22 protein-coding genes are annotated in these 25,823 nt (G+C 71.4%); 16 read left to right on the top strand and 6 right to left on the bottom strand.

Annotated elements, in window-relative coordinates:
* The first annotated feature begins 284 nt into the window (after positions 1 to 284).
* Positions 285 to 1,211, top strand: coding sequence for an IS110 family RNA-guided transposase (locus Q392_RS23000; RefSeq protein ID WP_169748328.1), 927 nt, complete (start codon positions 285 to 287; stop codon positions 1,209 to 1,211).
* 60 nt (positions 1,212 to 1,271) lie between these two features.
* On the opposite strand, the gene Q392_RS22995 is transcribed toward Q392_RS23000, so the two are convergent.
* Positions 1,272 to 2,279, bottom strand: a complete 1,008-nt coding sequence (locus Q392_RS22995) for a zinc-binding alcohol dehydrogenase family protein (RefSeq protein WP_038212989.1) — start codon at positions 2,277 to 2,279, stop codon at positions 1,272 to 1,274.
* Positions 2,280 to 2,388: 109 nt separating this feature from the next.
* On the opposite strand from Q392_RS22995, the gene Q392_RS22990 reads away from it, so the two are divergent.
* Together Q392_RS22990 and Q392_RS22985 are read left to right on the top strand one after the other, a co-directional pair.
* A complete protein-coding gene (locus tag Q392_RS22990; RefSeq protein ID WP_051953877.1) occupies positions 2,389 to 3,381 on the top strand; it encodes a LysR family transcriptional regulator in 993 nt (330 codons plus the stop codon).
* On the top strand, positions 3,378 to 4,259 hold the full coding sequence (locus tag Q392_RS22985; protein ID WP_038212984.1) for an NAD(P)-dependent oxidoreductase: 882 nt from the start codon (positions 3,378 to 3,380) through the stop codon (positions 4,257 to 4,259). The genes Q392_RS22990 and Q392_RS22985 overlap by 4 nt, the downstream gene beginning before the upstream one ends.
* A 132-nt stretch (positions 4,260 to 4,391) precedes the next feature.
* On the opposite strand, the gene Q392_RS22980 is transcribed toward Q392_RS22985, so the two are convergent.
* On the bottom strand, positions 4,392 to 5,549 hold the full coding sequence (locus Q392_RS22980) for a mandelate racemase/muconate lactonizing enzyme family protein (RefSeq protein WP_038212981.1): 1,158 nt from the start codon (positions 5,547 to 5,549) through the stop codon (positions 4,392 to 4,394).
* A gap of 62 nt (positions 5,550 to 5,611) precedes the next feature.
* Entirely contained in the window at positions 5,612 to 6,340 is a 729-nt protein-coding gene (locus Q392_RS22975) for a GntR family transcriptional regulator (protein ID WP_038212978.1), read from the bottom strand.
* 110 nt (positions 6,341 to 6,450) lie between these two features.
* Here Q392_RS22975 and Q392_RS22970 point away from each other — a divergent pair, with 110 nt between their 5' ends.
* The 6 genes from Q392_RS22970 to Q392_RS22945 all read left to right on the top strand — a co-directional run bounded on the left by Q392_RS22970 (position 6,451) and on the right by Q392_RS22945 (position 13,297).
* On the top strand, positions 6,451 to 7,218 hold the full coding sequence (locus Q392_RS22970; protein ID WP_038212975.1) for an ABC transporter permease: 768 nt from the start codon (positions 6,451 to 6,453) through the stop codon (positions 7,216 to 7,218).
* Positions 7,215 to 8,042: an ABC transporter ATP-binding protein gene (locus tag Q392_RS22965; RefSeq protein WP_038212971.1), complete on the top strand. Its 828-nt coding sequence runs from the start codon at positions 7,215 to 7,217 to the stop codon at positions 8,040 to 8,042. Before Q392_RS22970 ends, Q392_RS22965 begins: the two co-directional genes overlap by 4 nt.
* A 33-nt stretch (positions 8,043 to 8,075) precedes the next feature.
* Complete coding sequence (locus Q392_RS22960; RefSeq protein ID WP_038212970.1) at positions 8,076 to 9,080, top strand: ABC transporter substrate-binding protein; 1,005 nt, start codon at positions 8,076 to 8,078, stop codon at positions 9,078 to 9,080.
* Positions 9,077 to 10,048: a tripartite tricarboxylate transporter substrate binding protein gene (locus Q392_RS22955; protein ID WP_038212969.1), complete on the top strand. Its 972-nt coding sequence runs from the start codon at positions 9,077 to 9,079 to the stop codon at positions 10,046 to 10,048. The genes Q392_RS22960 and Q392_RS22955 overlap by 4 nt, the downstream gene beginning before the upstream one ends.
* Positions 10,049 to 10,050: 2 nt before the next feature.
* The gene (locus Q392_RS22950) at positions 10,051 to 11,577 is read left to right on the top strand and encodes a sulfatase (protein WP_038212968.1); all 1,527 of its coding nucleotides are present in this window, start codon (positions 10,051 to 10,053) and stop codon (positions 11,575 to 11,577) included.
* A gap of 127 nt (positions 11,578 to 11,704) precedes the next feature.
* Complete coding sequence (locus Q392_RS22945; RefSeq protein ID WP_038212963.1) at positions 11,705 to 13,297, top strand: GMC family oxidoreductase; 1,593 nt, start codon at positions 11,705 to 11,707, stop codon at positions 13,295 to 13,297.
* Positions 13,298 to 13,307: 10 nt separating this feature from the next.
* On the opposite strand, the gene acs is transcribed toward Q392_RS22945, so the two are convergent.
* Together acs and Q392_RS22935 are read right to left on the bottom strand one after the other, a co-directional pair.
* Complete coding sequence (gene acs / locus Q392_RS22940; RefSeq protein WP_038212960.1) at positions 13,308 to 15,284, bottom strand: acetate--CoA ligase; 1,977 nt, start codon at positions 15,282 to 15,284, stop codon at positions 13,308 to 13,310.
* A gap of 26 nt (positions 15,285 to 15,310) precedes the next feature.
* Positions 15,311 to 16,954 (bottom strand): acyl-CoA synthetase, encoded by a 1,644-nt coding sequence (locus Q392_RS22935; RefSeq protein WP_084217345.1) that lies wholly within the window; start codon positions 16,952 to 16,954, stop codon positions 15,311 to 15,313.
* A 78-nt stretch (positions 16,955 to 17,032) separates the two neighbouring features.
* Here Q392_RS22935 and Q392_RS22930 point away from each other — a divergent pair, with 78 nt between their 5' ends.
* From Q392_RS22930 to chrA, 5 genes are all read left to right on the top strand, one after another.
* Positions 17,033 to 19,018 carry a hybrid sensor histidine kinase/response regulator gene (locus Q392_RS22930; RefSeq protein ID WP_038212954.1) on the top strand — a complete coding sequence of 662 codons (1,986 nt, stop codon included), beginning with the start codon at positions 17,033 to 17,035 and terminating at the stop codon, positions 19,016 to 19,018.
* The gene (locus Q392_RS22925) at positions 19,015 to 19,785 is read left to right on the top strand and encodes a response regulator transcription factor (protein WP_084217344.1); all 771 of its coding nucleotides are present in this window, start codon (positions 19,015 to 19,017) and stop codon (positions 19,783 to 19,785) included. The genes Q392_RS22930 and Q392_RS22925 overlap by 4 nt, the downstream gene beginning before the upstream one ends.
* 161 nt (positions 19,786 to 19,946) lie before the next feature.
* Complete coding sequence (locus Q392_RS22920; RefSeq protein WP_038212952.1) at positions 19,947 to 20,255, top strand: DUF485 domain-containing protein; 309 nt, start codon at positions 19,947 to 19,949, stop codon at positions 20,253 to 20,255.
* Entirely contained in the window at positions 20,252 to 21,994 is a 1,743-nt protein-coding gene (locus Q392_RS22915) for a cation acetate symporter (protein WP_038212949.1), read from the top strand. The genes Q392_RS22920 and Q392_RS22915 overlap by 4 nt, the downstream gene beginning before the upstream one ends.
* A 65-nt stretch (positions 21,995 to 22,059) precedes the next feature.
* On the top strand, positions 22,060 to 23,280 hold the full coding sequence (gene chrA / locus Q392_RS22910; protein ID WP_038212946.1) for a chromate efflux transporter: 1,221 nt from the start codon (positions 22,060 to 22,062) through the stop codon (positions 23,278 to 23,280).
* 54 nt (positions 23,281 to 23,334) lie between these two features.
* Here chrA and Q392_RS22905 read toward each other — a convergent pair whose 3' ends face one another.
* Complete coding sequence (locus tag Q392_RS22905; protein WP_038212998.1) at positions 23,335 to 23,877, bottom strand: cupin domain-containing protein; 543 nt, start codon at positions 23,875 to 23,877, stop codon at positions 23,335 to 23,337.
* Between the two features lie 156 nt (positions 23,878 to 24,033).
* Between Q392_RS22905 and pdxR the strand changes: the two genes are divergently transcribed.
* Both pdxR and Q392_RS22895 read left to right on the top strand, forming a co-directional pair.
* Positions 24,034 to 25,485 (top strand): MocR-like pyridoxine biosynthesis transcription factor PdxR, encoded by a 1,452-nt coding sequence (pdxR, locus tag Q392_RS22900; protein ID WP_051953876.1) that lies wholly within the window; start codon positions 24,034 to 24,036, stop codon positions 25,483 to 25,485.
* A gap of 98 nt (positions 25,486 to 25,583) precedes the next feature.
* Positions 25,584 to 25,823: leucine zipper domain-containing protein (locus Q392_RS22895; RefSeq protein WP_157007821.1), on the top strand; the 240-nt coding region annotated here is incomplete at its 3' end.

The raw sequence follows: 25,823 nt of genomic DNA, 5'->3' as shown, positions 1-25,823 counted from the left end.
GCTTCGACAGGCTTGTATGGTTTTGCCACCGCAACAACCATTGGAGAAAGGGCAAGGCGCCGGGGTGGAGGGACATCGACAGGCCTGGGCGATGTAGAGGCATCGACCCACCCACTGAGCAACGTCCCACCCTTGCACCGAGCGTCGATAAGGAACCCGGCGCCGCCTTGGCGAGCGCCGATGCCTGCAAGCTGACGCCGTTGCACGAGCCCCGCCCCGGCCTTTGCATTGTCACCATGCATCCCAGGCTGACAAGCCAGACGATCTGGCATCTTGGGGCCGATGTGGCCAGCACCCACCTGGACATTGCCGTGCACGGCGACAAGGCCGGCGTGCGGCGCATCGCCAACAACGCCCCGGCCATCGCGCAATGGCTGGCGCAGGTACCGCCGGGCTCGTGCCTGGCCATGGAGTCCACCGGCCGCTACCACCTGCTGCTGGCGCGCCTGGCCCACGCTCAGGGGCTGCAGGTGCATGTGCTCAATCCGCGGGATGTGAGCCACTACGCGCGAGGCGTGGGCCAGCGCGGCAAGACCGACCGGCTCGATGCGCAGGTGATTGCCCGCTACCTGGCCCATGAGCACGCGCAGTTGCGCAGCTGGCAGCCCGTGCCCCCGGCGCTGGCCGAACTGGACAGCCTGCTGCGCCGACGAGCGGCGCTGGTGCGTCACCAGGGCGCGCTGCGCCAGAGCATGGGCGAGGACCCGGTGACCCGGGCGTTGCTGCCCCAGGTGATGCTGCCCCTGACACAGGTACTGCAGACGTTGGACAAGCGCATCGCCCAGGTGGCCCAAGGCATCCAGGGCGCGCAGCAGGCGCTGGGCAGCATCACCTCGGTGCCGGGCGTGGGGGCGCTCAGCGGCGCGGCCCTGCTCGTGCTGTTCACACGCCTGGCTCAGGCGAGCGCTGACGCGGTGGTGGCCTTCACCGGGCTGGATCCGCGCCCGATGGACTCGGGCCACAAGCGGGGTGTGCGCAGGCTGTCCAAGCGCGGGCCGGCCGAGCTGCGGCGGCTGATGTTCAATGCGGCGATGTCCGCGTCCCGAACGGCGGCCTGGCGCGAGGTCTATGCGCGCGAGATCGCCAAGGGCTTGCCGCGCACGGCAGCCCTGGTGGTGCTGGCCCGCAAGCTCGTGCGTGTGGCCTTCAGCCTGTTCAAAAACCGCGCAACCTTCGATCCGACTCTCCACCAGGCGGTCAAGATCGCTTGACGCGGACCATAGAACCTCAGCCTGAACGGTTGCTGGGGGTCATGAGGTCTTGCGCCGCCTTCAGAACCCCGCCAGCACCGCCTTGCCGCGCGAACGGTGGCTTTCCACCAGCGCATGCGCGCGGCGCAGGTTGGCGGCGTTGATCGTGCCGAAGTGCTCGTTCGCCGTGGTGCGCAGCGTGCCGGCATCCACCAGCGCCGCCACACGCTCCAGCAGCTCGTGCTGGCGGACCATGTCCGGCGTCTTGAACACCGGGCGGGTGAACATCGACTCCCAGTGCAGCGACAGGCTCTTGGACTTGAGCGCCCGCGCGTCCAGCGCGGCGGGGTCGTCGATCAGCGCCAGCCTGCCCTGCGGCCGCAGCGCGCCGACGATCTGCGCGAAGTGGCTGTCGGTGTGCGTCAGGCTGGCCACCAGGTCCACCTGCGGCCGCCCGATGGCTTCCAGCCCGCCGCCCAGCGGCCTGCCGTGGTCGATGACGTGGTGCGCGCCGAGCGAGCGCACCCAGTCGGCCGTCTCGGGCCGCGAGGCGGTGCCGATCACCGTGAGCTTCGTCAGTTGCCGCGCCAACTGCGTGAGCATCGAGCCGACGCCGCCGGCCGCGCCGACGACGAGCAGGCACTGGCCCTCGCCGCTGCCCTCGGGCACGCCGAGCCGGTCGAAGAGCAGTTCCCATGCCGTGATGGAGGTCAGCGGCAGTGCGGCGGCCTGCGCGGCGTCCAGCGTCTTCGGCCGGTGGCCGGCGATGCGCTCGTCGACCAGGTGGTATTCGCTGTCGGTGCCGGGCCGGTCGATGGCGCCGGCGTAGAACACCTCGTCGCCGGGCTTGAACAGCGTGACCTCGCTGCCCACGGCATGCACCGTGCCGGCGGCGTCCCAGCCCAGCACGCGCGGCGCGGTGACGGGCGCGTTGGCGCGCACCTTGGTGTCCACCGGGTTGACCGAGACGGCCCGCACCTGCACCAGCAGGTCGCGCGGGCCGGGCAGCGGCATGGGCAGGTCGATGTCGACCAGCGACTCGGGGTCGCCGATGGGCAGGCCGTGGCGGGTGTAGGCGATGGCTTTCATGAAGGCTCCTGGGAAGGCCGAAGAAAAGAGGAATGGCCTCGATGGTGGCGCCGGATCGCTTTCCCGGAAAGATGCAGAATCGGGCAAAACTTTCACTGGAATCGTGAAGATGATCCGCTCCGACGACCTGGTCTTCTTCGTGCGCTCCGCGGCGCTGGGCGGCTTCTCCGAGGCGGCACGCGAGGCCGACCTGCTGCCCGGCCAGGTCAGCGCCGCCATCCAGCGGCTGGAGCGCGAGCTGGGCATCCGCCTGTTCGCCCGCTCCACGCGCAGCCTGCGCCTCACGGCCGAGGGCGAGCGCTACCTGCCGCATGCGCAAGCCGCATTGGCCAGCCTGCGCGCCGGCCGCGAGCAGCTGCGCGGCGACGGCGGCGAACTCGCCGGCGTGCTGCAGGTGGCACTGCCGTCGGACCTCGGCCGCAACGTGCTGCTGCCCTGGCTGGCCGCCTTCCGCCGGCAGCACCCGAAGCTGGTGCTGCGCCTGTTCTTCTCCGACCGCGTGACGGACGTGTTCCGCGAGCCGGTGGACGTGGCGGTGCGCTACAACCCGCCGGCCGACGCGAGCTTCGTCGCGCTGCCGCTGGCGCCGCACAACCGGCGCGTGCTGGTCGCGTCGCCGGGATACGTCGAGCGCCGGGGCCGGCCGGCCACGCTGGAGGCGCTGACGCAGCACGACGGCTTGTCCATCGCGCTGGGCGGCCGCATCCACGAGCGCTGGACCTTCTTCGAAGGCGAGCAGCGCCGAGCCGTCACCGTGCGCAGCCCGATCCAGTGCGACGACGGCGAGGTGGCGCATCGGCTGGCGCTGGACGGCGAGGGCATCGCCTACAAGTCCTGGCTGGACGTGGGCGAGGACGTGCGCGCCGGCCACCTGGTGCAACTGCTGCCCCAACTGGCCGGGGAGCCGGCGCCGCTGCACCTGGTGTGCCCGCACCGCGGGCAGTATTCGCCGGCGGTGCAGCAGCTGCACCAGCTGCTGCGCCAGCGCTGCGAGGCGCTGGCCGCCAGCCTGCCGGCGCCACGCCGCGCCGGCACGACTTCGCCGCGGCCGCGACAATCGAAAGCCACGACACCCGCACATCGCAAGGAGACCCGTCCATGAGCAGCAAGACCCCCATCGGCATGATCGGCATCGGCCTGATGGGCCATGGCATCGCCACCAACCTCGTCAAGCACGGCCACCCGCTCACGGTGCTGGAGCATCCAGGCAACCAGCCGCTGGATGCGCTCAAGGCGGCCGGCGCGAAGAGCGTCGCCAGCATCGCCGAACTGACGGCCGCGGCGGAGGTGATCGTCCTGTGCGTCACCGGCTCGCCGCAGGTGGAGGCGGTGCTGCTGGGCGACGGCGGCGTGCTCGCCTCGCTCAAGCCGGGCACGGTGGTCATCGACTGCTCCACCGCCATTCCCTCTTCCACGCTGCGCGTGGCCGAGGCCGTGCAGCGGGCAGGCGGCCGCTTCCTCGACGCGCCGATGACGCGCACGCCCAAGGAGGCGGCCGAGGGGCGGCTGAACCTGCTGGTGGGCGGCGATGCGGCGCTGTTCGCGCAGTGCCGGCCGATCCTCGCCTGCTTCGCCGAGAACATCACGCACACCGGCGCCGTGGGCACCGGCCACGGCATGAAGCTGCTGCACAACTACGTGTCGCTGGGCACGGTGGCGCTGATCGCCGAGGCGGCGGCCTGCGCGCAGCGCTCGGGCGTGCAGCCCGAGGTGTTCGTCGATGTACTGGCCAAGGGCGGCGGGGGCGGCGTGGCGCTGGAGCGCCTCAAGCCCTTCATCACGCGCAAGGATGCGAACTCGCTGCGCTTCGCGATGAGCAACGCGCAGAAGGACCTGGGCTACTACGCCGAGATGGCCGGTGACATCGGCGCGGCGCAGGCGATCGCCGATGCGGTGCTGGCGACGTACGCCGGGGCAGTGGAGCAGGGTGGGCCGCAGCGTTACGTGCCGGAGTTGGTGGAATTGCTGGCGAAGAAATGAGCCTTCGTAGGGATCGGAAAAGCCGTTCGCACTGAGCTTGGCCTGTCCTGAGCTTGTCGAAGGGTCGAAGTGCCGTACCCGGCTTCGACAAGCTCAGCCTGAACGGGTGCGATTGATCGAACGCGATCGGCATCACGCTGCGGCGCGCACGGCCTCGGCGATCTCGCGCAGCTCGGGCGTGATGCCGATGCCGGCGGCTTCGCCCAGGTCGATGCAGCCTTCGCCGTCGATGCGCTGCAGTGCCGGGGCCAGCGCGGTGCGCAAAGGGTTGTCGTTGGCGTCCACCTCCAGCAGCCCGTCGCCGCCCGCCGCGGCCAGCAGGTGCGCCGAGGCCAGCAGCCCGATGCCCGCGCCCAGGTAGTGCGGGCAGTAGCGCAGGCCGGCGGCCTGCGCACGGCGGATCGCCGGCCAGCAGCCGGAGATGCCGCCCCACTTGGCCGCGTCGGGCTGCAGCACCGACAGCACGTCCGCGCGCAATGCGGCATCGAAGGCCTCGGCGCCGGCGATGTTCTCGCCGCCGGCCAGCGGGATGGTGGTGGCGGCCTTCAGCGCGCGCCATTCGTCCCAGGGCCGGTCGGCGCGCAGCGGCTCTTCCAGCCAGCGCAGGCGGTACGGTTCCAGCCGCGGCGCCATGTGCTGTGCCTCGTCCAGCGTCCAGCCCTGGTTGGCATCCGCCATCAGTTCCGCGTCCTCGCCCAGCGCCTGCCGCATCGCGTCGAGGTTGGCGAGGTCTCGCTCGGGCCCGAAGCCGATCTTGAGCTTGAAGGCGCGGTAGCCCTCATCGCGCCGGCGCAGGGCCATGCGCTCCGGCTGGTCGGGGTTGATGCCGCTGGCGTACACCGGCACCCGGCCGCGCACGCCGCCCAGGTGGCGCCACAGCGGCTGGCCGGCGCGGCGCGCGCTCAGGTCCCACAGCGCGAGGTCGATGCCGGCGAGCGTCTGCGCGATCGGGCCGGGTTCGCCGGACTGGATCGCCAGCACGGCGGTGCGTTCGGTGAGCATGCGCCACGCATCGGCCGGGCCCTCGAAGTGCCGCCCGGCCAGCAGCGGCGCTGCCACCGTCTCCAGCAGCCGCGCGCGGTGCTCGGCGCCGCAGGCGGGGAAGTTGCACCAGATCTCGCCCCAGCCGGCGGCGCCGTCCTCGTCCTCCACGCGCACGAACACGGCCGGCCGGTCGTGCATCACGCCGAAGGAGGTGCGCACCGGCGTCTTCACCGGGTAGCGGAAGACGTGCGCCTCGACGCGGGCGACGGCGATCGGCGTGGCGGGCAGGGCGAAGTCGTCGGTCATTGGAGGACCTTCGCCCTGGCGGGCTGAGGTGCGAGCCCCCTTCGGAGCGGCCGGGCGGGGGCTCATGGCTTGAGGTTCATCTCGACGTGGATGGCGTCGCCGCGGTAGGTGACTTCGCCCAGGTAGATCACGCGGCCGGTCTCGTCGCGGAACACGCGCCGCACCTCGGCCACCGGCGCGTTGACCGGCACGCCCAGCAGGCGGGCCACTTCCAGGTCGGCCGTGCCGATGGTCAGCACCTGGTGCGCGTGGGCGATGGTCACGCTCTTCATCGAGGTCAGGATCGGGATCACCGTCTCGTCGCGGAAGCGCTTCGGGCTGCGGCGGAAGATGCGCTCGTCCAGGTGGATGTTGATCACGCAGTAGGGCTGGCCGTCGCGCGAGTGCACGCGCCGCATGAAGACGTAGCGCTCGGCCGGCGTGCCTTCGTCGGGGCGCAGCGCGGGGGCGGCGGTCGATTCGTCGATGTTGACGATCTGCGGCTCGGTGTCGCGGTACATGCGCGCCAGCGCGTCGAGCGTGGTCACCACGCTCAGCCAGCGCTCGTTGGCGGGCCTGCCGGTGACGAAGGTGCCGCGGCCCTGCTGCGGCGACACCAGAGCGTCGCGCGCCAGCAGCTCGATGGCCTGGCGCATGGTGACGCGCGCCACGCCGAACTCGGCGCCCAGTTCTTCCAGCGAGGGCAGGCGATGACCCTGGGGCCACAGCCCGCGCGCGATGCGCTGGCGCAGCACGTCGGCCACCTGCAGGTAGCGCGGAATGGGGCTGTCGGAGAAGGGGGGCGTGTTCACGAGACGGTGCAGGTTATTTGTATATATCTAAACGTCTGGTCTATAGTACGACCAAACCATCCGGGCAACCACCCCCTGCTCGAACACAGTTCCCATTGGAGACGTCTTCCATGCCGAGCCGGCCGGCCGCCTTGCGCATCCTCCTGATTCTCGCCCCCTGGGCGCTGCTGCTCCTGCTGTGGTACGGGGTGCGCGCGAGCGGCCTGGTCAACCCGGCGCTGGTGCCGGCGCCGCACCAGGTGGCGGCCAAGTTCGCCGAACTGGCCCGCGGCCGCCTGCCGGGCGACGTGTGGATGTCCACCCAGCGCGTGTTCATCGGGGTGACGCTGGGCACGCTGCTGGCGGTGCCGGTGGGCTTCTGCCTGGGCTGGTACAAGGGGCTGCGCAGCTTCGTCGACCCGGTGATCAACTTCTTCCGCGCGCTGCCGCCGATCGCGCTCATCCCACTGGTGATCGTGTACTTCGGCATCGGCGAGGCGGCCAAGACGGTGATCCTGTTCTACGCCTCCTTCTTCGCCGGCGTGATCGTGATGTACGAGGGCATCGCGCAGATCAGCCCGATCTTCGTGCGCGTGGCGCGCACCCTGGGCGCCAACGATTTCGAGATCTTCGCCAAGGTGATCGTGCCGCTGACGGTGCCGCACATCCTCACGGCGGTGCGCGTGGCGCTGGGCGTGGCCTGGGCCACGCTGGTGGCCTCGGAGCTGATCGCCGCGCAGCAGGGCCTGGGCGCGCTGATCCAGGACGCCTCGTCCTTCTTCCAGCTCGACATCATCTACGTGGGCATCATCTGCATCGGCTTCATCGCGCTGGTCATGGACCTGCTGCTGCGCGCGCTGAGCCGCCGCCTGGTGGCCTGGCAGGACCGCATCGCATGAACACCGCGACCTCGACCGACGCGCCGGTGCGCGTCTCCTTCCGCGACGTGATGGTGGAGTTCCCCACTGCGCAGGGCCCGATGCGGGTGCTGGACGGCGTCTCGCTGGACATCCGCCAGGGCGAGTTCGTCTCCGTCATCGGCCCCTCGGGCTGCGGCAAGACGACGCTGATGAACATCCTGGGCGGCTTCGTGCAGCCCACCGCCGGCCAGGTGCTGCTGGACGGCAGGCCGGTCCAGGGGCCGGGCCCCGACCGCGGCGTGATCTTCCAGGAGTACGGCGTCTTCCCCTGGCTCACCGTGCGGCAGAACATCGCCTTCGGCCTGAACCTGGCGGGCAACAAGGTGCCGAAGTCCGAGCACAAGGGCATCGTCGAGCGCTACATGGGCCTGATGGGCCTCTCGGACTTCGCCGGCCACTTCCCCAAGCACCTCTCGGGCGGCATGCGCCAGCGCCTGGCCATCGCCCGCGCCTACGCGGTGCGCCCGCAGTTCCTGCTGATGGACGAGCCCTTCGGCGCGCTCGATGCGCAGACGCGCAGCGCCATGCAGGACCTGCTGCTGCAGGTGCTGCAGACCGAGGGCAAGACGGTGATGCTGATCACGCACTCGGTGGACGAGGCGATCTACCTGTCCTCGCGCATCGTGGTGGTGACGGCGCGGCCGGCGCGCATCCGCACCGTGATCGACGTGCCCTTCGGCTACCCGCGCGCCGAGAACGTGCACGAGGACCCGCGCTTCGCCGCCCTGCGCGCGCAGATCCGCGAACTCGTCATGCAGGAGTACGCGGCGCAGGCGCGCCAGGCCGTGCGCCTGTCGGATTGACCGATGCACCCGATTTCAAACAGGAGACACCTCATGCCCATCCAGCGCAGAAGCTTCATCCGCCACACCGCCGCGGCCACGGCCGCCCTCGGCATCGGGCTGCCCGCCCTCGCGCAGTCGCGCACCAAGGTCAAGGTCGGCTACCTGCACACGCCGGCCGTGGACGGCCAGATGTGGCTCGGCATCCAGTCCGGCAGCTTCGCCAAGCAGGGCCTGGAGCTGGAGCCGGTGCTCTTCACCACCGGGCTGGAGCTCTTCCAGGCCATGATCGGCGGCAGCCTGGACGTGCTGGCCACCGGCGCCGTGCTGTCCAACTTCCCGGCGCGCGGGCAGGGCAAGGTCTTCCTGATCAACGACATCGAGTACGCCACGGCGCAGCTCTGGGTGCGCGGCGATGCCGGCATCAACAGCATCGCGGACCTCAAGGGCAAGCAGATCTCCACCACCACCGGCACCACGGCGCACGTGTTCCTCGACCGGGCGCTGCGTTCGGCCGGGCTGGACCCGGCCAAGGACGTGCGCCTGGTCAACCAGCGCATGTCGGAGGCTGTGACCTCGCTGATCTCCGGCGCGGTGCCGGCGGTGGCGTTGTGGGCCCCCTTCGACTCGGTGGTGCGCGGCAAGCTGCCCGGCGCGCGCAAGATCGTCGATGCCTCGGCCTTCTTCCCGCAGGCCGCCATCGTCGGCGGCTGGGCGGCGCGCAACGACTACTACGAGAAGAACAAGGCGGTGCTCTCCAAGCTCATCGCCGGCTGGCTGCCGGCCAACGAGCAGATCGTCGCCAACCCCGACGCCGCGGCCGAGCAGTTGCAGAAGACGCAGTACAAGGAGGTGCCGCTGGCCGAGTTCAAGGAGCAGTTCAAGGCCTCCAAGTACTACTCGGCCGCCGAATGGCGCGCGAAGTACGCCGACGGCACCGTCACCGGCTGGCTGCAGCAGGTGACGGACTTCTTCGTCCAGACGGCGAACATCCCCAATGCACTGAAGGCGCAGCAGTACTTCGATCCGTCGCTGTTCACCGGGCAGGTGAAGGCATGAAGCGGCGGACCTTTGCCGGCTGGGCGGCCGCCGCGGCCTGGCTCGGCGCATCGCGGTCGATGGCCGCGGGCTACCCGGAGCGGGCCGTGCGCGTGGTCGTGGCCTGGCCGGGCGGCGGCCTGGTGGACATCCCGGCCCGGCTGGCGGCCGAGCACCTGCAGAAGACGATGGGCCAGCCCTTCGTGGTCGACAACAAGCCGGGCGCCGGCGGCAACCTCGGTGCCGACGTGGTCGCGAAGGCGCCGGCCGACGGGTACACGCTGCTGGTGACGACGAGCGCCATCGCCATCAACCGCGCGCTGGGCATGCCCATGCCCTTCGACCTGTTCAAGGACTTCGAGCCCGTGGCCTCCCTGGCGCATGCGCCGCTGATCCTCGTGACGCATCCGGGGCTGGGCGTCGATTCGGTCGACGCGCTGATCCGCATGGCGCGCGCCAGGCCGGGGCAGCTCAGCTACGCCTCGGCGGGCAACGGCAGCCCGGGCCACCTCGCCGGCGAATGGTTCAAGTCGGCGGCGAAGATCCAGGCGGTGCACGTGCCGTACAAGGGCGCGCCGCCGGCCATGGTCGACCAGGTCGCCGGCCGCGTGGACTACCACTTCGCCAACGCGGCGGTGGCGCTGCCCCAGATCCAGGCCGGCAAGCTGCGGCCGCTCGCCGTCGCCAGCACGAAGCGCCTGAAGCTGCTGCCCGACGTGCCGACCATGATCGAGTCCGGCGTGCCGGACTTCGACGCCGACCAGTGGATCGGGATGCTGGCGCCGCGCGGAACGCCCCGGCCGATCGTGGATGCGCTGGCCGCCGAGATCGGGCGCGGCTTCGCCGGCGCCGCGGTCGAGGCGAACTTCGGGCGCAGCGGCCTGTCCGTGGCCGCGGCGCAGGACCCGGAGCGCTTCGCGCAGGAGATGCGCGCGGACGCCCAGCGCTGGGAGCGCGTCGTGCGGCAGGCCGGCATCAAGGCCGAGTGACCATGAAAACCATCTTCGTCCTCTTCGATTCCCTGGTCCGCAACGCGCTCGGCTGCTATGGCGGCAGCGCGATCCCCACGCCCTCGTTCTCGCGCTTCGCCGAGCGGTCCGTCGTCTTCGACACGCACTTCGTCGGCAGCCTGCCCTGCATGCCCGCGCGGCGCGAGATGCACACCGGGCGCCTGAACTTCCTGCACCGCAGCTGGGGGCCGCTGGAGCCCTTCGACCAGTCCTTCGCGGCGCTGCTGACGCAGACCGGCGTGCACACCCACCTGGTCTCCGACCACTACCACTACTGGGAGGACGGGGGCGCCACCTACCACAACCGTTACAGCACCTGGGAGTTCGTGCGCGGGCAGGAGTGGGACAAGTGGAAGGCGATGGTGCAGCCGCCGCTGGAGCGCTTCCGCACGCAATACCACGCCATGCAGCAGCCTGCCGGCCCGTCCGACGGCCGCCTGCAGGCGATGGTCAACCGGGAGTTCATGCGCGACGAGGCGGACTACTGCTGCCCCCGCACCTTCGCGGCCGGCTTCGAGTTCCTCGACGCCAACCGCGACGCCGACAACTGGCTGCTGCACCTGGAGTGCTTCGACCCGCACGAGCCCTTCCACGCGCCGCGGCGCTTCCGCGAGGCCTTCCCCACGGGCTACAGCGGCCCCATCCTCGACTGGCCGCGCTACAAGCGCTGCGCGGAGTCGCCGGAGGAGATCGCCGAGCTGCGCGCCAACTACGCCGCGCTGATCAGCATGTGCGACGCGTACTTCGGGCGCCTGCTCGACTACATGGACCGGCACGACATGTGGAAGGACACGGCGCTCGTGCTGACCACCGACCACGGCTTCCTGCTCGCCGAGCACGACTGGTGGGGCAAGAACCGCATGCCCTTCTTCAACGAGATCGCGCACATCCCGCTGATGATCCACCACCCGGCGCACGCGTCGAAGGCCGGCCAGCGGCGCCGGGCGCTCACGCAGACCGTCGACCTGATGCCGACGCTGCTGTCGATGCACGGCGTGGCCGCGCCCGCGACCTGCGAGGGCCACGACCTGCTGCCGCTGCTCGACGGCGACGGCCGGCTGCGCGACGTGGCGCTCTACGGGATGTTCGGCGCCGGCACCAACGCGACCGACGGCCGCTACACCTACTTCCTCTACCCCGAGGACATGACGCGGCAGATGCTGTACGAGTACACGCTGATGCCGATGCACCTGAAGTCGATGTTCCACGTCGACGAACTGCGCGGCGCGCAACTGTCGCCGCCGTTCTCCTTCACGCAGGGCGTTCCCGTGCTGAAGGTGCCGGCGCGGCGCAACGACAAGGGCCAGCCGACCGGGCACCAGGGGCAGGGCGGGGGCTACGAGGACACCACCACCGTGCTCTATGACCTGCAGGACGACTACGAGCAGGCGCGGCCCTTCCGCGATGCGCAGATCGAGGCGCGCCTGCAGGCGGCGATGGCCGAGGTGATGCGCCGCAACGACGCGCCGCCGGAGGCCTTCACCCGCCTGGGCCTGCCGCAGCCATGAGCCCCCGCCCGGCCGTTCCGAAGGGGGCCCGCACCGCAGCCCGTCAGGGCGAAGGTAGTCCAATGAGCACCGCCCGGCCGTTCCGAAGGTGCTCGCACCCGCAGTGCGAAGCACGGAGGGTAGTCCAGTGAGTGGTGTGGACCACATCATCGTCGGCGCCGGCTCGGCCGGCTGCGTGCTGGCCAACCGGCTCAGCGCCGCCGGCCGCCGCGTGCTGCTGCTGGAAGCCGGCGGCGCGGGCGGGCACTTCTGGCTCAGGCTGCCGGTGGGCTACTTCCGCTCGATCTACGACCCGCGCTTCTCCTGGCAGTTCGAGGTCGAGCCGCAGTCCGAGACGGCCAACCGCAGCATCGTCTGGCCGCGCGGCCGGGTGCTGGGCGGTTCCAGCGCGATCAACGGGCTGATCTACATCCGCGGGCAGCACGCCGACTTCGACGACTGGGCGCGCGCCGGCGCCGAGGGCTGGGGCTACCGCGACGTGCTGCCCTTCTTCCGCAAGTCGGAGCGCTACGCGGGCGGCGAGAGCGAGTACCACGGCGGATCGGGCGAGCTGTGCGTCTCGGACCTGCGCAACGACCATCCCTACTGCACGGCGTGGCTGGAGGCCGGCGCGCAGGCGGGCTACCCGGCCAGCGACGACTTCAACGGCGCGCGCGACGAGGGCCTGGGCACCTACCAGCTCACGCTGCGCGGCCACTGGCGCTGCGACGCGGCCACCGCCTTCCTCAAGCCGGCGCTGGCGCGGCCGAACTTGCAGGTGAAGACCGGCGTGCACGTGACGCGGGTGATCGTCGAGGGCGGCCGCGCCACCGGCGTGGAATGGATCGAGGGCGGGCAACTGCACCGCGCTGCGGCCGAGGGCGACGTGATCCTCGCCGCCGGCGCACTGCAGAGCCCGCAGGTGCTGCAGCTCTCCGGCATCGGCCCGGCCGACGCACTGCGCCGCCACGGCATCGCGGTGCAGGTGGATGCGCCCGAGGTCGGTGCCAACCTGCAGGACCACTACCAGGCCCGCGTGATCGTCAAGCTGCGCGAGCGCATGTCGCTGAACGACCAGGTGCGCAGCCCGCTGGGCCTGGCGCGCATGGGGGCGCAGTGGCTGTTCGGCCAGCGCGGCCCGCTCACCGTGGGCGCCGGGCAGGTCGGCGGCATGGTGCGCACGGCGGTCGCCAAGGACGCGCGCGCCGACGTGCTGTTCAACGTGATGCCGCTGTCGGTGGACAAGCCGGGCGATGCGCTGCACGGCTTCTCGGGCTTCTCGGCGTCGGCCGCGCAGTGCCGTCCGGAATCGCGCGGCACGGTCTCGCTGCGCTCGGCCGATCCGCTGGCGCCGCCGCGCATCGTCGCCAACTACCTCACCGAGCCGCACGACATCCGCGTGCTGGTCGAGGGCCTGAAGATCCTGCGCGAGATCTACGCGCAGCCGGCCTTCCGCGACCTGGTCACCGGCGTCGAGTACCTGCCGGGCAACGATCTGCGCGCCGACGAGGCGCTGGCGCAGTTCGCACGCGCCAAGGGCGGCACGGTGTTCCACCCGGTCGGCACCTGCCGCATGGGCGGCGACGCGCGCTCGGTGGTGGACGCGGATCTGCGCGTGCGCGGCGTCGATGGGCTGCGCGTGATCGACGCATCGGTGATGCCGACCATGACCTCGGCCAACACCAACGCGGCGGCGATCCTGATCGGCGAGAAGGGCGCCGACCTCGTGCTGCGCGGCTGAGGGGCCGCTGTCAGTTGGTCTGGGCCAACTGTTCGAGGATGGCCGGATTCTCGAGGGTGGAGGTGTCCTGCGTGATCGCCTCGCCCTTGGCGATGGAGCGCAAGAGGCGCCGCATGATCTTGCCGCTGCGCGTCTTGGGCAGGTTGTCGCCGAAGCGGATGTCCTTGGGCTTGGCGATCGGGCCGATCTCCTTGGCCACCCAGTTGCGCAGCTCGTTGGCGATGGCCTTGGCTTCCTCGCCGGTCGGGCGCGGACGCTTGAGCACGACGAAGGCGCAGATCGCCTCGCCGGTGGTGTCGTCGGGGCGGCCGACCACCGCGGCCTCGGCCACCAGGTCGGTCTTGGCGACCAGGGCGGATTCGATCTCCATCGTGCCCATGCGGTGGCCGCTGACGTTCAGCACGTCGTCGATGCGGCCGGTGATGGTGAAGTAGCCCGTCTTCGCGTCGCGGATCGCGCCGTCGCCGGCCAGGTAGTAGCGGCCCTGGAACTCCTCGGGGAAGTAGCCCTTCCTGAACCGTTCCGGGTTGCCCCAGATGGTGCGGATCATCGCGGGCCACGGCCGCTTGACCACCAGGATGCCGCCCTGGCCCCAGGGCAGTTCGTTGCCCGTCTCGTCCACCACCGCGGTGGCGATGCCGGGAAAGGGCAGGGTGCACGAGCCCGGCACCAGCGCCGTGGCGCCCGGCAGCGGCGTGATCATGTGCGCGCCGGTCTCGGTCTGCCAGAAGGTGTCGACGATCGGGCAGCGGCCGCCGCCCACGTGCTGGTGGTACCACGCCCAGGCGGCCGGGTTGATCGGCTCGCCCACCGAGCCGAGGATGCGCAGGCTCGACAGGTCGTACTGCTTCGGGTGCGCCGCCTCGTCGGCCTCGGCCGCCTTGATCAGCGAGCGGATGGCGGTGGGCGCGGTGTAGAACACCGTCACGCCATGGTCCTGGATCATCTTCCAGAAGCGCCCGGCGTCCGGGTACGTGGGCACGCCCTCGAAGACGATCTGCGTCGCGCCCAGCGCCAGCGGGCCGTAGGCGATGTAGGTGTGGCCCGTCACCCAGCCGATGTCGGCGGTGCACCAGAACACGTCCTCGGGCTTCAGGTCGAAGGTCCAGGCGCAGCTCAGCGCGGCCTGCAGCAGGTAGCCGCCGGTGGCGTGCTGCACGCCCTTGGGCGTGCCGGTGGAGCCGGAGGTGTAGAGCAGGAAGAGCGGGTGCTCCGCCTCCACCCACTCGGGTTCGCACTGCCCGCTCTGGCCGTCGGCCAGCTCGGCCAGCCACAGGTCGCGCGGCGCCTGGAAGGGCACCGCCGCGCCGGTGCGCCGCGCCACCAGCACGTGGCGCACGCTGGCGCAGCCGCCCTGGGCCAGCGCCTCGTCGACGATGGCCTTCAGCGGCAGCTGCTTGCCGCCGCGCACCTGCTGGTCGGCGGTGATGACGATGCTGGCGCCGGTGTCGGCGATGCGGTCGCGCAGCGCGTGGGCCGAGAAGCCGCCGAACACCACCGAGTGGATGGCGCCGATGCGCGCGCAGGCCTGCATGGCGGCCACGCCGTCGACCGACATCGCCATGTAGATCACCACCCGGTCGCCCTTCTTCACGCCCAGCGACTTCAGGGCGTTGGCGATGCGGTTCACGCGCGCCAGCAGCTCGCGGTAGCTGACGCGGGTGACGGCGCCGTCGTCGGCCTCGAAGACGATGGCCGTCTTGTCGCCCAGGCCGCGCTCGATGTTGCGCTCCAGGCAGTTCCAGCTCGCGTTGAGCGTGCCGTCGTTGAACCACTCGAAGAAGGGCGCGCGGCTGTCGTCCAGCACGCGGGTGAAGGGCTGCTTCCAGCCGACGAACTCGCGCGCCAGCCGGCCCCAGAAGGCCTGCGGGTCGGCGTCGGCCTCGGCCGCCAGGGCGTCGTAGGCGGCGCGGCCGGCCACGCGGGCGGTGCGGGCCAGTTCGGCCGGCGGGTCGTACGTGCGTTGGGTCGGGAGGGTGTCGCTCATGGTCTGTCTCCGGGGGTGGATGGGGCTCACTCGATGGCGCGGGCCGACTGCACGCGCTCGCGCAGCACGAACTTCTGGATCTTGCCGGTGGAGGTCTTGGGCAGCTCGCCGAACACGATGCGCTTGGGCAGCTTGAACCGCGCCAGCAGCGGCCGGCAGAAGTCCAGCAGCTCGGCCTCGTCCACGCTCGCGCCGGGCTTGAGTTCGACGAAGGCGCAGGGCACCTCGCCCCACTTCTCGTCGGGCAGCGCGACCACGGCGGCGGTCATCACGGCGGGGTGGTGGTGCAGCGCGTCCTCCACCTCGATGGAGGAGATGTTTTCGCCGCCGGAGATGATCACGTCCTTGCTGCGGTCGGTGATCTTCACGTAGCCGTCCGGGTGCAGCACGCCCAGGTCGCCGGTGTGGAACCAGCCGCCGGCGAAGGCTTCCTCGGTGGCCGTCGGGTTCTTCAGGTAGCCCTTCATCACCGCGTTGCCGCGGAAGAAGATCTCGCCGATGGTCTCGCCGTCGGCGGGCACCGGGCGCAGGGTCTGCGGGTCCAGCACCGTCACCGCTTCCTGCAGCGGGTAGGGCACGCCCTGGCGGCCGTTCATGCGGGCGCGCTCCACCGGCGGCAGGTCCTGCCACTCGGGCTTCTTGGCGCACACGGCGGAGGGGCCGTACACCTCCGTCAGTCCGTAGACGTGCGTGATGGCGATGCCCGCGGCCTCGCAGCCCTCGATCACCGCTGCGGGCGGCGCGGCGCCGGCCACCAGGCCCTGCACGGTGTGGCCGATGCCCTCGCGCAGCGCGGGCGGCGCGGCGATCAGCAGGCTGTAGACGATGGGCGCGCCGCACAGGTGCGTGATGCGGTGCTCGCGGATGAGCGGGAAGATGAGGGCCGGGTCCACCTTGCGCAGGCACACGCTGGTGCAGGCCATCAGCGCCGTGGTCCAGGGGAAGCACCAGCCGTTGCAGTGGAACATGGGCAGCGTCCACAGGTAGACGGCGCCGTCGGGCAGGTTCCAGGCCAGCGCGTTGCTGGCGGCGTTGAGGTACGCGCCCCGGTGGTGCGTGACGACGCCCTTGGGGTTGCCGGTGGTGCCGCTGGTGTAGTTGAGGGCGATGGCGTTCCACTCGTCCGAAGGCGGCTGCCAGTCGAACGCCGGGTCGCCCTGCGCGAGGAAGTCCTCGTAGCCGATCTCGCCCAGCCGCGCGCCCTCGGGGGCGGTGTCGTCCTCCACCTCGATCACCAGCGGCCGGTGCGCGCCCAGCGCGCTCAGCGCCTGGCCGACCGCGCCGGCGTACTCGCGGTCGGTCAGCAGCACCTTGGCCTCGCCGTGCTGCAGCATGAAGGCGATGGCCTGCGCGTCCAGCCGGGTGTTCAGGGTGTTGAGCACGGCGCCCGTCATCGGCACGCCGAAGTGCGCCTCGTACATGGCGGGCACGTTGGGCAGCATGCAGGCCACGGTGTCGCCCGGGCCCACGCCGTGCGCCGCCAGCGCGCCGGCCAGGCGGCGGCAGCGGGCGTAGGTCTCTGCCCAGCTCTGGCGGCGCCCGCCGTAGACCAGCGCGGTGCGTTGCGGATGCACGTGCGCCGCCCGCGCGATGAACGACAGCGGCGTCAGCGCCACGAAGTTGGCCGGGTTGCGGTCCAGCCCCAGGTCGTACGGATTGATGCGCGTCAAATTTGTCTCCTGCACCGTTGTGCCGACAATGGATGGCGCGAGGATGGCGTACGAAGATTGCAGGAGAGGCACCTGAATATGACGAATGTTTGCAACCTCGCCGGACAGGACGCGGCCGGCGCCCCCGCGCCGCTGGAGCGCTACCTGACGCTGCAGACCGGCCTGGACATGCTGGAGCAGGGCCTGTCGATCTTCGATGCCGACCTGCGCCTGGTGGCCTGGAACCGCGCCTACGTGAAGCTGCTGGACTTCCCGGAGGAGATGGCCTGGCTGGGCGCACCCTTCCGCAGCTTCATCGAGTACAACGCCCGCCGCGGCGACTACGGCCCGGGCGACCCGGAGCAGCAGGTGGCCGAGCGCATCGCCGCCGCGCGCACCTTCACGCCGCACGACATCGAGCGCGTGCGGCCCGACGGCACGGTGCTGCGCATCCGCGGCCAGCCGGTGCCGGGCCACGGCTTCGTGACGCTGTACTCCGACGTGACCGAGCGCCGCCGCGCCGAGGCCACCATCCGCCGCCAGAACGCCGAGCTGGAAAGCCGCGTCGCCGAGCGCACCGCCGAGCTGCAGCAGAGCGAGGAGCGGGTGCGGCTCGTCATGGACTCCATCCCCGCGCTGGTGGCGTACTTCGACCGCCAGCGCGTGTACCGCTACCTCAACCGCGGCTACCGCGACTGGTTCGGCGTGGACACCGCCCGGCCCGAGACGGTGAGCGCACGCCGCTTCCTGGGCGAGGAGGTGTACGCCATCGTGCGCCCGCACGTGCGGCGCGCGATGGCCGGCCAGGCGCAGAGCTTCACCTACGAGCTGGGCACGCGGGGCGGCGAGCGGCGCATCGTGCGCACCTCCTTCGCGCCCGAGATCGCCGAGGACGGCAGCGTGGCCGGCTGCTTCGAGCTGACCTTCGACATCACCGAGCAGCGCCGCGCGCAGGCGCTGGTGGCGCGCGCGCAGAAGCTCGAATCGCTGGGCCACCTCACCGGCGGGCTGGCGCACGACTTCAACAACATCCTGACGGTGGTGATCGGCAACCTCGACGCGCTGGCCCAGGCCCGCCCGCAGGACGAGGCCGTGCCGGAATACGTGCAGCCCGCGCTGGACGCCGCGCGCCGCGGCGCCGAGCTGGTGCGCGCGCTGCTGAGCTTCGCGCGGCGCCAGCCGCTGCAGGCGGCCTCGGTGCACGTCGGCGCGCTGGTCGACACCGTGGCCCGGCTGGTGCGCCACTCGCTGCCCGAGACGCTGACGCTCGCGGTGGACGCCGCACCGGCGCCGCTGTGGACCTGGATCGACGCCACGCTGCTGGAGCAGGCGCTGATCAACCTCGTGCTCAACGCGCGCGACGCCACCGGGCCGCTGGGCCGCATCACCCTGCGCGCCCGCGCCGCGCACCTGGACGCCGCGCACGCCACGCCGCTGCAGATGTCGCCCGGCGACTGCGTGCGCATCGAGGTGGAGGACGACGGCGCCGGCATGGACGCCGCGACCGTGGCGCGCGTCTTCGAGCCCTTCTTCACCACCAAGCAGCCCGGCAGCGGCACCGGCCTGGGCATGTCGGTGGTGTACGGCTTCATCCGCCAGTCGGGTGGCGCCATCGACCTGCGCAGCGCGCCGGGGCAGGGCACCACCGTCACGCTGTGGCTGCCGGCCACCGAGCCGCCGGCGGCCGAGGGCGCCGGGCGCGAGGCGGGCGCCGCCGCGCCCGCCGTGCAGCAGGGCCTGGCCCTGCTGGTGGACGACGACGCCCAGGTGCGCCGCGTGATCCGCCGCAGCCTGCTGGAGCTGGGCTACGCCGTGCTGGAGGCCGACGGCGGCGCCGAGGCGCTGCAGTTGCTGCAGCACACGCCCGGCATCGCGCTGGTGCTGTCCGACGTGGCGATGCCCGGCCGCATCGACGGCGTGGCGGTGGCCCATGCGGCGCGCGGCGGCGTGCCGGGCCCGGCCGTGGTGCTGATGAGCGGCAACGCGCCCGACGACATCGCGCGGCCGGCCGGCGTGCCGCTGCTGACCAAGCCATTCACCGCCGAGCAGCTCGCCCGCGCGATCGAGGAAGGGAGACCGCGATGAACCACCCCCACGGCACGCCGGCCGGCGGCACCACGCACCGCGCCGCCGGCGCCGACGACAGCAGCCCGCCCGCCCTGGTCTACGTGATCGAGGACGACCCGGCGGTGGCGAAGCTGGTGCTTTCCACGCTCCAGGAGTTCGGCTTCGCCTGCGAGGCCTTCGGCAGCGGCGCCGCCGTGCTGCGCCGGCTGCAGGTGGAAAAGCCCGACCTGTGCATCATCGACCTGGGCCTGCCCGACATAGACGGGCTGGACCTGATGCGCCGCATCACCGCCGCCGGCAACGCGGGCGTGCTCATCCTCACCGGCCGCGGCCACCCGGCCGACCGCGTGATGGGCCTGGAACTGGGCGGCGACGACTACGTGACCAAGCCCTTCGAGTCGCGCGAGCTGGTGGCGCGGGTGCGCAGCATCCTGCGTCGGCGGGCGCTGGCCTCGGGCCAGGCGCCGGGGCAGCGGCGCTACGCCAGCTTCAACGGCTGGCGCATCGACTGCGCCGCCAACGTGCTGCGCGCGCCCGACGGCACCGAGCACCTGCTGGGCACCGCCGAGACGCAGGTGCTGCGCTGCTTCGTCGAGCGGCCGCACCAGATCCTCACGCGCGAGCAGCTCATGGGCGCGCGCGACCTGCTGCCCACCGACCGCAGCATCGACGTGCGCATCTCGCGCCTGCGCAAGAAGATCGAGGCCGACCCGCACGCGCCCGCGATCATCAAGACGGTCTACGGCGCCGGCTACCTCTTCGCCGCCAACGTCACCTGGGAATAGGCGCCGCGAGGGGCCTGCGCGGGCGCGCGCCGTCAGTTCCGCGAAAGCCTTGTCACACGAGTGTTCGCGCCGTGTGACGAATGATTGCATCGCGCCCACGGGGCTGGCGGGGCACCGAAGAATGCGCCCGCAGGCTCATTCCAGATGCCAGGAGACCCCTCATGAGCGACCCGGTCACGGAGCGCATCCGCTCCCATCCCAAATACCTCGAGCTTCGGCGCAAGCGCAACCGCTTCGGCATCGTGCTCACGGTGCTGATGCTGCTCGTGTACTACGGCTACATCGCGCTGATCGCCTTCGACAAGCCCTTCCTCGCCCGGCCCATCGGCGCGGGCGTCACCACGCTGGGCATCCCGATCGGGCTGGGCGTGATCGTCTTCACCATCCTCATCACGCTGCTGTACATCCGCCGCGCCAACGGCGAGTTCGACCGCCTGACGGCCGAGATCCTGAAGGAGGCGACGAAATGAGCCGCAGCCGCTTCGCTTCGCTGGCCTCCCGCGCGGCCGCCGGCGCGCTGGCCCTCGCCGCCGGGCTGGCCCATGCCGCCGGCGGCGACGTCGGCCAGGCCGCCAAGCAGCCCACCAACTGGATCGCCATCGGCATGTTCACCGTGTTCGTGGTGGCAACGCTCTACATCACCAAGTGGGCCGCGCGGCGTACCCGCTCGGCGGCCGACTTCTACACCGCCGGCGGCGGCATCACCGGCTTCCAGAACGGGCTGGCCATCGCGGGCGACTACATGTCGGCCGCGTCCTTCCTCGGCATCTCGGCCGCGGTCATGGCCACCGGCTACGACGGGCTGATCTACTCCATCGGCTTCCTGGTCGGCTGGCCGGTGCTCACCTTCCTGATGGCCGAGCGGCTGCGCAACCTGGGCAAGTTCACCTTCGCCGACGTGGCCGGCTACCGCTTCAGCCCGGGGCCGATCCGCGCCTTCGCCGCCAGCGGCACGCTGGTGGTGGTGGCCTTCTACCTCATCGCGCAGATGGTCGGCGCGGGCCAGCTCATCAAGCTGCTGTTCGGGCTGGACTACTGGGTGGCGGTGGTCATCGTCGGCGCGCTGATGATGATCTACGTGCTCTTCGGCGGCATGACGGCCACCACCTGGGTGCAGATCATCAAGGCCTGCCTGCTGCTGGCCGGCGTGACCTTCATGGCCATCATGGTGCTGGCGGCCTTCCACTTCAGCCCCGAGGCGCTGTTCGCCAAGTCGGTCGAGGTGCGCACGCAGATCGCGGCCAACGGCGGCAAGGGCGCCGAGGAGGCGCGCGCCATCGGCCTGAGCATCATGGGGCCGGGCGGCTTCGTGAAGGACCCGGTCTCCGCCATCAGCTTCGGCATGGCGCTGATGTTCGGCACGGCCGGGCTGCCGCACATCCTGATGCGCTTCTTCACCGTGCCGGACGCGAAAGAGGCGCGCAAGTCGGTCGGCTGGGCGACGGTGTGGATCGGCTACTTCTACCTGCTGATCTTCATCATTGGCTTCGGCGCCATCACGCTGGTGCTGACGAATCCGGAGTTCGCCGACACGGCGACGGGCGTGATCCACGGCGGCGCCGGCGCCACCAACATGGCGGCCGTGCTGGTGGCCAAGGCGGTGGGCGGCAACGTGTTCTACGGCTTCATCTCGGCGGTGGCCTTCGCCACCATCCTGGCGGTGGTGGCCGGCCTCACGCTGTCGGGCGCCTCGGCCGTCTCGCACGACCTGTACGCCACGCTCGTCAAGAAGGGCCGGGCCGACAGCAAGGCGGAACTGAAGGTCTCGCGCATGACCACCCTCGCGCTGGGCGTGGTGGCCGTGCTGCTGGGCATCGCCTTCGAGAAGCAGAACATCGCCTTCATGGTCTCGCTGGCCTTCGCGGTGGCGGCGTCGGCCAACTTCCCGGTGCTGTTCATGAGCGTGCTGTGGAAGGACTGCACCACCCGTGGCGCCGTCATCGGCGGCACGCTGGGCCTGGTCGCCTCGGTGGGGCTGACCATCGTCTCGCCCTCGGTGTGGGAAGCCACGCTGGGCTACCCCAAGGGCTCGGCGCTGTTCCCCTACGCCTCGCCGGCGCTGTTCTCGATGGTGATCGGCTTCGCGGGCATCTGGATCTTCAGCCTGCTCGACCGCAGCCGGCAGGCCGCCGCCGAGCGCGCCGCCTTCCCGGCGCAGCAGGTGCGGTCGGAGACGGGGCTGGGCGCCTCGGGCGCGTCGGGGCATTGAGGCGGCCGGCGCCTGCCGGCGCGATGATGGCGGGCTCCCAGAATTGCCCATCGCCTCTTTGCACCATGGTCCCACGAACAGCCTCGAACCAGGCCCGTCCCGCATCGCCGCCCGCATGGGCGGTTTTCGCCATCTTCCTGCGGCTCGGCCTCACCTCGTTCGGCGGGCCGGTGGCCCACCTCGGCTACTTTCGCAACGAATTCGTCGAGCGCCGGCAGTGGATGGATGACGCGACGTTCACGGACGTGGTCGCGCTCTGCCAGTTCCTGCCCGGACCTGCCAGCAGCCAGGTGGGCATCGTGATCGGAATGCTCCGTGCCGGATGGGCCGGGTCGATCGCGGCGTGGCTGGGCTTCACGCTGCCTTCGGCGCTGCTGCTCGTCGCGTTCGGCTATGGCGTCTCGCATTTCGGGGCCCTGGCCGCGTCGGGCGCCGTCCATGGATTGAAGGTGGTTGCCGTGGCGGTCGTCGCGCAGGCGGTGTGGGGGATGGCCAGGAGTCTCTGTCCCGACAGGACCCGCGCCGCGATCGCGATCGCAGCCGCCTTGTCGACCCTCGCGCTTCCCACGGCAGCCGGACAGATCGGAACCATCTTCGCATCGGCAGCGATCGGCCTGCTGTTTCTCAGGCTGCCGGGCGAGCCGGCCACGCACTCGGCGCTGACGGGCGTCACGCGCCGCGCCGGCGGCCTGTCGCTGCTGGTGTTCGCGCTGCTGCTCGGCGGCCTCCTGATCGCCAGCCGGTGGACGGGATCGCCGCTGCTGGCCCTCGTCGAGGGCTTCTACCGCTCGGGCGCCCTGGTCTTCGGGGGCGGCCACGTCGTGCTGCCGCTGCTGCAGGCGGTCGTGGTGCCCTCGGGGGCCCTGGGGAATGCAGAGTTCCTGGCGGGCTACGGGGTGGCGCAGGCGGTTCCCGGCCCGCTGTTCACTTTCGCGGCCTTCCTCGGCACAGCCATGGAGACCGAGGTGCGGGGATGGGTCGGAGGCATGGTGTTCCTCGTCGCCATCTTCCTGCCCGCCTATCTCCTGGTGGTCGGCGCGCTGCCGTTCTGGGATGCGCTTCGCCGGCGGCCCAGGGTACGCACCGCCATGGCCGGCGTGAGCGCAGGCATGGTGGGCATTCTCCTGTCGGCGCTGTACGACCCCATATGGACCAGCGCCATCCACACGCGAGCGGACTTCGGCCTGGCGCTCGCCGCGTTCGGGCTGCTTGTCCAGGGGCGGCTTTCACCCTTCATCGTCGTCGTCTTCGCCGCCTTGGGCGGCTGGGCGCTGGCGCTCCTGTAGCGGCCGCCTGCGCAGGCCGGCCCTGCCGTCACCGCATCGTCGAGCGGCCCCGCCTCACGGCGGCAGGACCAGCGGCCCGCAGTTCTCGTCGGCCACGAACACCGCCGCCAGCCGCGCGGGGCGCACCGGGTCGGGGTTCTCGGCGAACAGGTGGAGCGTGCCGGGCGGCTCGAAGAAGGTCTCGCCGACGCGGTAGTCGCCCGGCGGGCTGCCGGCCAGCTGCGAGCGGATGGTCCCCTCGAGGATGATGGCCGTGACCGACCCCGGATGGCGGTGGGCCGGCGAGTAGGCCATCGGCGGGAAGTCCACGAGCATCGTCGTGACGGACTTGCCGGGCACGTTCGGCAGCGGCTCGCACGAGATCACCTTCGGCGAGGTCGCGGGCCGCGCAGCGGCGGGCGAGCCCGCAGGCGCCGGCGCCGACGCGAACATGGGCCGGCTCATCGTGCTGCACAGGTCGTTGAACCAGGCTACCGCCTCCTGCCTGCCGCCGTGCGGCAGCAGCGCCCAGCCGGCCGCCAGCGCGAAGGCCGTCGCGGCCATGCCGGCGGCGATCTTCTGGCGGTGCGCGGGCGCCAGGGCGCGCATCGCCTTCATGGCCGCGCCGGCGGCCGGCATCGCGGATGTCTTCTCGTTCATGTCTCTGGTCTCCTTCTTGTTCGCCGGCCGCGGAGCAAGCCGGGCCGACGGTGTCGAGACTAGGCGATCGATGTCTCATGCCATAGTGCCAAGAATTGAAATAATGACTGGACCATGAACAATCCCGCCGGGCATTCGCCGGCGCCTTTGCCGGCGCTCGAGCGCGACGTTTCGACGCCGCTGCATCGCCAGATCTACCTGCGCTTTCGCACCGCCATCGAGCAGGGCGTGCTCAAGCCCGGCGAGCGCGTGGCCTCGGCCCGTTCGCTGGCGAGCGCGCTGAACGTCGCGCGCGGCACGGTCGAGGCCGCCTATGGGCAGCTCGCGGGCGAGGGCTACCTCATCGCGCGCGGGCCTGCCGGCACCGTGGTGTCGCCCGCGCTGCCGGCGCGCCTCGTCGAGCCGCGCCGCGCGGCCGCGGGCCATGTGGAACGCGGTGCGGCGCCTGCCGCGCCGGACGTCGCCCGCATGCCGCCGCTGCTGCCGCTGCAGCTCGGCGTGCCGGCCTTCGATGCCTTTCCCCGCAAGCTGTGGGCCCGCCTGGCGGCGCGGCGCATCCGGGCCATCGGCGTGTCCGACATGGACTATGGCGATCCGGCGGGCCACCTGCCGCTGCGCGAGGCCATCGCCGCCTACCTGGGCGTGTCGCGCGGCGTGCCCTGCAGCGCGGCGCAGGTCTTCGTCACCGGCGGCTACCGCGCCTCGCTCGCGCTGGCGGCCCGCGTGCTGCTCGAACCCGGCGCACAGGTGTGGGTCGAGGACCCGGGCTTCCCGCCGACGGGCGGGGTGCTGGGCGATGCGGGCATGCGTCCCGTGGCGGTGCCGGTGGACGCCGAGGGCCTGCGGGTCGACCTGGGCCGGCACAGGGCCGCCGCGGCCCGCATGGCGGTGATCACGCCGTCGCACCAGGCGCCGCTGGGGGTGTCGATGTCGCTGCCGCGGCGCCTCCAGCTGCTCGACTGGGCCTCACGGGCGCGCGCCTGGATCGTCGAGGACGACTACGACGGCGAGTACCACTACGCGAGCGCGCCGCTGCCGGCGCTCAAGAGCCTCGACGGCCACGACCGCGTGCTGTATGCCGGCAGCTTCTCCAAGAGCCTGTATCCGGGGCTGGCGCTGGGCTACCTCGTGGTGCCGCAGCGGCAGTGCCAGGCGTTCGACGCCGCGCTGCGGGCCGGCTCGAACGGCTGCCCGCAGCTCATGCAGGCGATCGTGGCGGACTTCATGCACGAGGGGCACTTCGCGCGCCACCTGCGCAAGATGCGCCTGCTCTATGCGCGCCGCCGCGCCTTCCTGGAGCAGGCCCTGCAGCAGGCCTTCGGCGATGCCGTCGCCGTCGCCCTGCAGGGCGGCGGCATGCACCTGATCGCGCGCTTTCCCGGCGTGCAGGAAGGCGATGCCGCGCTGGCCCGGCGGGCGCAGACGGCGGGGCTGAATGCGCAGGCCCTGTCGGAGCGCTGCGCGTCCGCACGCGAGCAGGGCCTGCTGATGGGCTTCACCAACATCGCCTCGCAGGTGCAGGCGCGCCGCGTCGTGAAGCGGCTGCAGGCGGCGCTCGCGCTCTAGGTGTGAAGGCCCAATAGGTTGTTGCGGGTGTTCACCCGGAGAGGTTTTGAGAGACTGGAAATCGCCAAACCCCCAGTCCACTCAAGTCACCCAACCGGATGAACACCCATAAGAATGCCCGATTGACCTACCTGCGCCGCCTGGAGATGGTCCAAGACATCACAGAACGTGGTGCAAGCGCGTCAGAAGCCGCCTGCCGGCACGGCGTCAGCGCGGTCACAGCCCGCAAATGGCTGGCCCGCTACCTGGCCGACGGCGCCGCCGGCCTGCTGGACAAGTCCTCCCGCCCCGAGCGGTCCCCGCGCAGCATCGAGCCCCACGTGGCGCTGGCCATCGTA

It is taken from the genome of Xenophilus azovorans DSM 13620 (assembly GCF_000745855.1).
GTDB lineage: Bacteria > Pseudomonadota > Gammaproteobacteria > Burkholderiales > Burkholderiaceae_C > Xenophilus > Xenophilus azovorans.
The sequence above is the reverse complement of the archived record's forward strand: the minus strand, read 5'-3'. Positions and strand labels throughout refer to the sequence as shown.